Consider the following 9562-nt stretch of genomic DNA (forward strand, 5'->3'; position numbering starts at 1 on the left):
AGGGCGCCTCCACCGCCGACGGCGCCAACATCGTCCAATACGACGACTGGGGCGGCGCCAACCAGCAATGGCAGCTCGTCCGCGTGGACGGCGGCGGCAACCCCGGACAGTGCGACCTGCCCTCGACCTACCGCTGGACCTCGACGGGCCCGCTGGCGACGCCGCGGCCGGGCTGGGTCTCGCTCAAGGACTTCACCGTCGCGCCGTACAACGGCCGGCACCTGGTCTACGCCACCACGCACGACACGGGCACCAGGTGGGGCTCGATGAACTTCAGCCTGTTCAGCAACTGGTCGGAGATGGCCACGGCGAGCCAGAACGCGATGTCCAACTCCACGGTGGCGCCCACGCTCTTCTACTTCGCGCCGAAGAACATCTGGGTGCTGGCCTACCAGTGGGGCGGGACGGCGTTCTCGTACCGGACCTCCACCGACCCGACCAACCCCAACGGCTGGTCGGCGCAGCAGGTGCTCTTCTCCGGCAGCATCTCGGGCTCCGGCACCGGCCCCATCGACCAGACGCTCATCGGTGACGGCACGAACATGTACCTGTTCTTCGCCGGGGACAACGGCAAGATCTACCGGGCGAGCATGCCGATCGGGAACTTCCCCGGCAGCTTCGGCAGCAACTCGACGGTGATCATGAGTGACACGACGAACAACCTGTTCGAGGCCGTCCAGGTCTACAAGCTCCAGGGCCAGAACAAGTACCTCATGATCGTCGAGGCGATCGGCGCGCAGGGCCGCTACTTCCGCTCGTTCACCGCGACCAGCCTCAACGGCTCGTGGACGCCGCAGGCCGCCACCGAGGGCAACCCCTTCGCCGGCAAGGCCAACAGCGGCGCCACCTGGACCAACGACATCAGCCACGGCGAGCTGATCCGGACCAGCGCCGACCAGACCTTCACCGTCGACCCGTGCAACCTGCAACTGCTCTACCAGGGCCGCAGCCCCAACTCGGGCGGCGACTACGGGCTCCTGCCCTACCGGCCGGGCCTGCTGACACTGCAGCGCTGACAGCAGGGGAGCGCTGACAGCAGGGGGGGCGGCCCAGGGGTCCGGGCCGCCCCCTCCTTCAGGGCACAGGGGTCAGACATCCCTGGACGTGGATTGTCAAGCGGCGAGATCGTCTTGCCGGTGTGACCATGCGGTTGCCGGGTCGTAGGGGGTGTGGGTTTTGAGGCAGCCGTGCAGGATGCCGACGAGGCGGTTGCCGACTTGGCGCAGGGCGGCGTTGTGGCTGAGGTCTCGGGCTTTGAGCTGGTCGTAGTAGGCGCGGACGGCCGGGTCGTGCAAGATGGCGGCGCCGGCCTGCATGTGCAGGGCGTCGATGAGCCGGTCGTTGTGGATGAACCGGGCGTGCACGGTTTTGGACTTGCCCGATTGCCGGGTGATGGGTGAGGTTCCGGCGTAGTTCTTGCGGGCCTTGGCGCTGGCGTAGCGGCCGCGCGCGTCGCCGAACTCCGCGAGCACCCGGGCGCCGAGGATGACGCCGATGCCGGGCTGGCTGAGCAGGATCTCAGCGTCCGGGTGCCGGCCAAAATTGGCCTCAACCTGCCCTTCCAGAGTTTTGATCTCGCTGTTCAGAGTCCGCAGGACCGCGACCGTCGCCGACACGGTGGCCGCATAGGCCGAAGCCACCAGATCGCTTTGCCCCAGATGCTCGGCGCGCAGTTCGGCCTGGATGGCGGCGGCCTTGCCGGGCTTGTCGCGGTGGCCCTTGAGCGCCGCGGTGATCTGGCCGGCGCTCAGCCGCCGCAGCCGCAGCATGTGCCGGGTCCGTTCCCAGATCATCGTCTGATGCGCGCGGGCGACGACCTTGACCGCCTCGGCCTCATCGGAGTCCGCGGCGATCTCTCGCAGCTGGTGGCGGCGGGTGCGGACCATGTCGGCCAGTGCGTGCGCGTCGGCCTTGTCGCTCTTGGCCCCGGAGTTGCCCATCACTTCCCGGTGCCGGGCGGCCTGCTTGGGGTTGACCCCGAACACCCGGTAGCCGGCCGCGGCCAGCGCCCGCACCCACGGCCCCCGGTCGGTCTCGATGCACACCAGCACCTCGGCCGGCTCGGCGTCCTCGGGCAGGAACGAGGCGACCAGCTCGTGAAAGCGGGCCACCCCGGCTGCGCCCTCGGGCAGCCGGGCCCGCTTGACCGCCCGGCCCTGCTCGTCCTGCACCTCCACGTCGTGATGGTCCTCGGCCCAGTCATCACCGACGAACAGCACCCGATCCTCCAACCCCTCGACTACACGATCAAGCAGCCCGCAGGAGCCGGTCGGCGTGCTAATGGACCAGTACTCACGCCCCGAAGGACGGGCACGACATCCCATCAGCGATCAAGCCCCTGACCACCGGCGAGGGCACGGTCTGACCCCAGGACTCGAACATCGGCCCAGCGGACGAAAGTGCTCACTCGCCAGCGGCTACCAGGCACCGAGTCTGCCCGATCAGCGACCCGGTAGCTCCCATTAGCGGCAGGAGCGGGCGGGCTACGGCGCGGCGGCCCGGAGCGCGGCCAGGCGGGCGAGCTGGTAGCTGAGCGCCCGTTCCGGCGCGTCGATCTGGTTCTGCGTGCCGAACCCGCGCGCGCGGGCCCGCCGGGCCGCGGTGAGCGCGGCCCGCATCGCGGCCCAGGCGTCCTTGGGGTGGTCGCGGCGGTCGAGCGTGCCGGCGTGGGCGATGGCCGCGTCGAGCGCGGTCGTGTCGAGCGGGCGGTCCTGCGCGGTGAGGGTGTCGCTGAGCAGGTAGTGGCCGAAGTCGACGTGCCCGCCGGTCTCCCGGGGGGCGTAGCTGAACAGGCCGATCCGGTGGCCCATGAAGTGGGCGAGGCTGCCGTCCAGGGTCTGCGGGCCGACGCGCTCCCCGAGCCGGGTCCACGTCCGCCCGTCGAGGCTGTAGTGGAAGGTCGTCCACAACTGCCCGGCCGGCGCGGCGAAGTCGAGGTCCGCCTTCACGTGCACCTCGGTGGCCGCTCCCAGCTCCACGGTCGTGCCCGGCAGGAAGCCTTCGACGGCGGCCTGGTCGAGCTCGGCGGTGAACGGCTGCCTGCGGTTGACGACGCCGAGCGTGCTGACGCCGTCCTCGCGCTTGACCGCCACGTACGAGAAGCCGCGGTTGTAGGCGGCCAGCCCCGCCACGTCCCCGTCCTTCATACCGGAGATGTCCATCTTGGTCTCGGCGGACTGGCGCGGCCCGAAGGTGCGCTGCGACAGCGTGTTGCGGGCCTCCTCGAACCAGGCCAGCTCGGGCCGGTCGGCGAGCTTGGTGTGGCGGTACGCGCCGGTGACGACCCTGCCGTTGGTCAGGCGCAGCCAGCCGTCGCGGGCGGTCAGCGACCAGTGGCGGTTGTCGGGGCCGTGGTTCCACTGCCACACCGGGTCGAGCCGGGAGCCGTTGGGCGCGATCTCCTCCGCGACCGCCGGATCCGGGCCGGGCCACTTCTCGTCCATGTACGCCTTGTGCGGCGCGTCGTTGGCGAAGTCGTCGGAGGCGACGAGGCTCTTCTGCCGCTCGAACGCCTCCGCCTCCGGCCCGAGCCTGATCGGCTTGCCGAACACGCCGTCCACCGGCACGACCCCGCCGTCGCCGAAGGTCGGCCAGCCGTCCTGCCAGGTGGCGGGGATGAGCGCCGGGATGCGCCCGATCGGGAACGTGTCGCGGAAGAACATGCCGTACCAGTCCGTACCGCCGCCGGGGCGCGCGATGGGCACGAGGCTGCCCTGGGCGAAGCCGTTGGAGTCGAGCACGCCGAGCGCCTCGTAGGTGTTCACCCCGCCCGCCGCCGTGTAGCGGCCCAGCAGCTCCTTCGAGCGGAGCAGGACGACCTGGCGGCCCTGGCCCGGCGGCCAGGTGATGATGACGGCGTAGTAGTAGCCGTCGATGCGGTAGAGCTGGGCGCCCTCGAACAGGCCGCCGATGAACGGCCGGCCGGCGTAGTCGCTCGCGCGGAAGATGTTCGGGTAGTCCTGCTCGATGGCGGTCAGGCCGGCGTTGAGCCGCACGGCGCTCGTGCCGCCGGAGCCGTAGAAGACGTACGGCGTGCCGTCGGTGTCGAAGAAGAGCGAGGGGTCGTGCAGGCCGCGGCCGAGGGCGGTGCGCTGCCAGGCGCCGTTCTCGATGTCGTCGGTGCGGTAGACGTAGGCGCCGCCGAGGTTGTTGGTGTTGAAGACGGCGTAGAACATGCCGTCGTGGTGGCGCAGGGACGACGCCCACTGGCCCTGGCCGTACGACGACTGCCCGTTGCGCAGCGAGAAGGCGTCGCCGATGCTCGCCCGGTCGAAGACATAGTTGACGATCTCCCAGTTCACCAGGTCGTAGGACTTCATGATCGGCGCACCGGGGCTGAGGTGCATCGTGGTGCTGATCATGTAGTACACGTCTCGGCCATCGTCGTTCTCGGCGGCGGGAACCCGTTCGACGCTGATGTCGGGCACGTCGGAGCGCAGGAGCGGCACCGAGTACGTGCCGTCCCCCTTGTCGGTGGAGGTGTAGGAGGGCTTCGGCGTCCATGCGGCGGCGGCCCGGGCGGGGCCGCCGGAGGCGACGAGCCCGGTGGCGAGCACGGTGCCGAGCAGCAGCACCGCCATCGTCCCGGCGGGCCGGAGCGGGGCGGGCGGGCGGGAGGCGGGGAACAGGGGCATGGCGACGCTCCAGAGGTGAGGGGTCTCTTGGGGTTGTTAGCGTTAACAGCGTGCTGGGGCCCGGGGCAGGGCCGGTGCGCGGGCACGGGTACCGGCTCTTCCCGCGCGGACGGACGTCTTTCCGCGCGGGAAGACGTCTTCGGCCTCGCGGACGGACGGGGCGTCAGCCCTTGAAAGCGCCGTCCATGATCCCGTCGACCATGCGCCGGCCGACGAAGACGAACAGCACGATCAGCGGCAGGGTGGCCAGGAACGAGCCGGACATGGCCAGGCCGAGGTCGACCGTGAAGCTGTTCTGCAGCGCCTTGATGGCGATCTGCGCGGTGTACATCTCGGGCGACTTGAGCACGATGAACGGCCACAGGAAGTCGTTCCATGCGGTGACGAACCCGAGCAGCCCCAGCACGAACGCGGCCGGCCGCACCAGCGGGAAGGCGATCCGCCAGAAGATCTGCCAGGTGCCGGCCCCGTCGATGCGGGCGGCCTGGAGGATCTCGTCGCTGATCGTGGTGGCCAGGTGCTGGCGCATCCAGAAGATGCCGAACGCGCTGGCCAGGCCGGGCACGATGAGCGCCTGGAGGGTGTCCACCCACCCCAGCGCGGAGATGATCATGTACTGCGGGATGACCGCGAGCTGGGTCGGCACGGTCATGGTCAGCACGACGATGAGGAACAGCGCATTGCGTCCGGGGAAGCGCAGCTTGGCGAAGGCGAACCCGGCCAGCGAGCACAGCACCGCGTGGCCCACGCCGATCGTGCCGGCCACGAGCAGGCTGTTGCCGATCGAGCGGACGAACGGCACGGTCGAGAACACCAGCCCGGCCAGGTGGAAGAAGTTCCCGCCGGGGACGATCTCCGGAGGCAGCCTGGTGGCGGTGGCCGTGTCCGTGGTGGCCACCACGAACATCCAGTAGAGCGGGAACACGCAGGCCAGCGTGGCCACCGCGAGCAGCAGATAGGTCCACCAGCGGACCCGGTCGGCCTTCTTCATCATCGCTCCGGGCGGATGCGGGCGGACAGGACGTAGTTGACCGCCGCGATGGCGATGATCAGCACGAACAGGGCCACGCCGATGGCCGCGCCGTAGCCGAACTGGAAGCGGCCGAAGCCCTGCTCGTACAGGAAGAGCGTGAGCGTCTGGCACTGCCGCACCGGCCCGCAGGTCAGCGGCGCGGAGCGGGAGACGAGCAGCGGCTCGGTGAAGATCTGCAGGCCGCCGATGGTGGAGGTGACGACGGTGAAGACGATGACCGGGCGCAGCGACGGGACGGAGATGTGCCGGAACTGCCGCCAGGCGCCGGCGCCGTCCACGGCGGCGGCCTCGTAGACCGCGCGGGGCACGGCCTGCAGCGAGGCCAGGTAGAGCAGCGTGGTGTAGCCGAACCAGCGCCAGGTCACCATCACCGCGATCATCACGTGGCTCCCCCACCCGGACTGCAGGAAGTCGATCGGCCCCACGCCGATCAGCCCCAGCAGCCAGTTGAGCAGGCCGTAGTCGCGGTCGAACATCTGGGCGAAGACGATCGTGGTGGCCGCCACCGAGGTGATGTACGGCACCAGCATCGACATGCGGAAGAAGACCGCCAGCCGCAGCCGGGCGTGGTTGAGCAGGTGCGCCAGCAGCAGCGCCGCCAGCAGTTGCGGCACGGTGGACAGCAGCCAGATGCTGATCGTGTTCCAGGCCGCGTTCCAGAAGCGGGTGTCGCCGAGCAGCCGGGTGAAGTTGTCGAAGCCGATGAAGACGCGCTCGCCGATCGGGTTCCAGTCGAACAGCGCGACGTAGAAGGTGAACAGCAGCGGGACGAGCCCGAAGACCGCGAAGAGCAGGAAGAACGGGGCGATGTAGGCGTAGGGGGCCAGCCGCTCGGCCGGTCCCTGCCGCACCCGCGCCTCGCGTCCGGGCACGGTGCGCGGCGGCGGGGTGAGGGTGGTGGCCACGTCAGGTCCCGATGGCGGTCTTGATGTTGGCCAGCGCCGTCTCCCACGCCTTGGCCGGGTCGCCCTTGCCCTGCTCGACGTTGGTGATCACATCGAGGAACTCCTGGCCGATGGCGGAGCTGTCGGGGCCGATGAGGAACGGCTTGAGCCCGAGCAGCGAGCTGGTGTAGATCTTCCCGACGGGCGCGTCGGAGAAGAAGGGGTCCTTCAGCCCGGTCAGCTTCGGGTCCTGGTAGACCGACGGGGTGGTGGGCAGCGCGCCGGAGTCGACGAAGTGGTCGAGCTGGCCCTGCGGCGACTGGGTCTTGGCGATGTAGTCCCAGGCGGCCTTGGGGTTCGCCGCGCCCTTGGGGATGGCCAGGTAGCTGCCGCCCCAGTTGCCGGCGCCGCCCGGGATGGTGGCGATGTCCCACTTGCCCTTGGTGTCGGGGGCGTTGTCGCGGATGGCGCCGAGCATCCAGGACGGGGCGGAGACGACCGCGAAGTCGCCCTTGCCCATGGCCGCGCTCCAGCCTTGGGAGAACGAGCTCTGCTTGGCGGTGATCCCGGCCCGCGCCGTCTTGATCGACAGGTCGAACGCGGTCTTGACCTGGGGGCTGGTGGCGTAGACGGCGTTGCCCGCGGGGTCGTAGTACTTCTGCGGCCCCTGGTTGACGGCCTGGAAGAAGACGCTGGTGGCGGCGTTGTCGAGGAACGCCTTGCCGGTGGCGGCGGTGTACTTCCTGCCGGTCTCGATGAAGGCGTCCCAGGTCGGCCAGAGCCTGGCGACCTCGTCGCGGCCGGTGGGCAGGCCGGCGGCCTCGAACAGGTCGGTCCGGTAGGCCACGGCCATGCCGCCGACGTCGGTCGGGATGCCGATGATCTCGCCGCCCGGGGCCGTGGACTGGCTGATCACCCAGTCGAGGTAGTCGCCCTTGAGCTTGTCGGCGCCGTACTGGCGCAGGTCCTGGAAGTTCTGCGGCTGCTGGACGAACTTCGGCAGGTCGTCACCCTGGATGAGCACCAGGTCGGGCACCTTGCCGCCGGCCAGCGCGGTGGTGAGCGCCTGCGCGGTCTCCCCCGAGGTGCCCACCTCGGTGAGCTTCACCTGCGTGCCGGGGTTGGCCTTCTGGTAGTCCTCGACGGACTTCTTCTGGTTGATGCCGGTGAACGACCAGAACGCGAACGACGAGCCGCCGCCCGGGGGCTGCGCGGGCCCGCCGCCCGAGCAGGCGGCGGCGGTCAGGGCGAGCGTGGCGGCGAGCACGATCGGGGTGGCGGTGCGGAGCTTCACAGGTGATCTCTTCCTGAGCCATGCGGCCCATGGACGGGGGGTTCATGGCTGCGCTCCTGGGGAAGACAACACGCAGCTCAGAAAGTTTCGGAACATCTCACGATTGTTAATGCGGGACCATACGGGCGGATTCCAAAATTCGTCAAGAACCCTGTCGGCATCCGCACCGCCCGGCGCCGTACCGGCAAGCGGCGCGACCCCGCGCGAGCTGGGCTGCCGAGGGAAACCCCGGCCTCGTCGCCGGCCGAGGAGCGCTCCGAAAATTACCGGTCTTTCCCCGAAACAATCCTTGACAGCTCTCCGCGCGGCGACCTAACGTTTCGCCCACCACGGCGGTGAGATCGCAGTGGCGATGTTAACGCTAACAACCGTGTGGTCCCGCGGAGCTCCCTCCCGCGCGGAGTGATCCACGCTGCTCGCAGCCCGTCAACGGAAGGGGGAGGAATGGGGCCATCCGTCGAGCGCCACCTGCCGGTCATGGCGGACGTGGCCAGGCTCGCGGGCGTGTCGCACCAGACCGTCTCGCGCGTGCTCAACGAGCATCCCAGGGTCCGGGAGGAGACGCGGGCGCGGGTCCTGCGGGCCATCGACATGCTCGGCTACCGCCGCAACCTGACGGCGCGGGCGCTGGTCACCCGGCGCTCGCACCGGCTGGGGGTGGTCAGCTTCGACACCATCCTGTACGGCCCGGCCAGCACGGTCTACGGCATCGAACGGGCCGCCAGGGCGGCCGGCTACTTCGTCAGCATCATGAGCCTGCGCACCATCGACCGGGCCGGCGTCAACGAGGCCATCGGCCACCTGGCCGAGCAGGGCGTGGACGGCGTGGTCGTGGTGGCCCCGCAGCGCGCCGCGGCCCAGGCCCTGGCCGACCTGCCGGCGGGGCTGCCGGCGGTGGCGGTCGAGGGCCGGCACGAGGGCGACGTGTCGGTGGTCAGCGTGGACCAGGCCGAGGGCGCCAGGCAGGCGACCGCCCACCTGCTCGGCCTCGGCCACCGGACCGTGTGGCACGTCGGCGGGCCGGACGACTGGCTGGAGGCCGAAGGGCGGCGCGAGGGCTGGCACGCCGCGCTGTCGGCCGCGGGCCGGGCGATCCCCGAGGCGCTGCCGGGCGACTGGACCCCCAGGTCCGGGTACGCGGCCGGCAAGGTCCTGGCGGGCCGGGTCGCCGAGGTCACCGCGGTGTTCGTGGCCAACGACCAGATGGCGCTCGGCCTGCTGCGGGCGTTCTCGGAGGCCGGCGTCCAGGTGCCGGAGCAGGTGAGCGTGGTGGGGTTCGACGACATCCCGGAGGCGGCATACTTCACCCCCGCGCTGACCACGGTCCGGCAGGACTTCGGCGAGGTCGGCCGGCTCAGCATCGGCCTGCTGCTCAAGCAGATCGAGTCGGCCGGGCCGTGCGGCCACGAGCGGCTGGTCGTGGCTCCCCGGCTGGTCGCCAGGGACAGCACCGGCAGGGCGCGCACCCGCGCGCCGCACTGATCGATTCACCACTGACTGGACACACCCAGCGGGACGAGGAAGGTTGTCATGTCGAAGAGGATGTCGGCGCTCACCCTGATCGTGGCCGGGGCGTTGCTGCTCACGGGCTGCGGCGGCGGGGAGACGAGTGCGAGCGGCGGCGGCGGTTCGGGCGACGCGATCACCATGGGATTCTCCCAGGTGGGCGCGGAGAGCGGCTGGCGCACGGCGAACACCAAGTCGGTGCAGGACTCGG

Annotated in this window: 7 protein-coding genes and 1 pseudogene; 3 read left to right on the forward strand and 5 right to left on the reverse strand. The window is 70.3% G+C overall.

Annotated features, from left to right (window positions below; translation table 11 throughout):
• The coding region (locus IO39_RS42700) for a non-reducing end alpha-L-arabinofuranosidase family hydrolase (RefSeq protein WP_043637192.1) at positions 1-1016 on the forward strand (1016 nt) is incomplete at its 5' end.
• Between the two features lie 96 nt (positions 1017-1112).
• On the opposite strand, the gene IO39_RS42705 is transcribed toward IO39_RS42700, so the two are convergent.
• From IO39_RS42705 to IO39_RS42725, 5 genes are all read right to left on the reverse strand, one after another.
• On the reverse strand, positions 1113-2219 hold the full coding sequence (locus IO39_RS42705; RefSeq protein WP_043637195.1) for an IS110 family RNA-guided transposase: 1107 nt from the start codon (positions 2217-2219) through the stop codon (positions 1113-1115).
• Positions 2220-2483: 264 nt separating this feature from the next.
• Positions 2484-4634, reverse strand: a complete 2151-nt coding sequence (locus IO39_RS42710) for a glycoside hydrolase family 43 protein (protein WP_052424128.1) — start codon at positions 4632-4634, stop codon at positions 2484-2486.
• Positions 4635-4797: 163 nt separating this feature from the next.
• Positions 4798-5625: a carbohydrate ABC transporter permease gene (locus IO39_RS42715; protein ID WP_043637198.1), complete on the reverse strand. Its 828-nt coding sequence runs from the start codon at positions 5623-5625 to the stop codon at positions 4798-4800.
• Positions 5625-6572, reverse strand: coding sequence for a carbohydrate ABC transporter permease (locus tag IO39_RS42720; protein ID WP_084774515.1), 948 nt, complete (start codon positions 6570-6572; stop codon positions 5625-5627). Before IO39_RS42720 ends, IO39_RS42715 begins: the two co-directional genes overlap by 1 nt.
• Position 6573: 1 nt before the next feature.
• A complete protein-coding gene (locus IO39_RS42725) occupies positions 6574-7845 on the reverse strand; it encodes an ABC transporter substrate-binding protein (RefSeq protein WP_043637201.1) in 1272 nt (423 codons plus the stop codon).
• 444 nt (positions 7846-8289) lie between these two features.
• On the opposite strand from IO39_RS42725, the gene IO39_RS42730 reads away from it, so the two are divergent.
• Positions 8290-9327 (forward strand): LacI family DNA-binding transcriptional regulator, encoded by a 1038-nt coding sequence (locus tag IO39_RS42730; RefSeq protein WP_043637203.1) that lies wholly within the window; start codon positions 8290-8292, stop codon positions 9325-9327.
• A gap of 48 nt (positions 9328-9375) precedes the next feature.
• Positions 9376-9562 (forward strand): annotated as a pseudogene (locus IO39_RS42735) (LacI family transcriptional regulator); the annotation flags it as partial.

This window comes from Nonomuraea candida (assembly GCF_000725485.1).
Classification (GTDB): Bacteria; Actinomycetota; Actinomycetes; order Streptosporangiales; family Streptosporangiaceae; genus Nonomuraea; species Nonomuraea candida.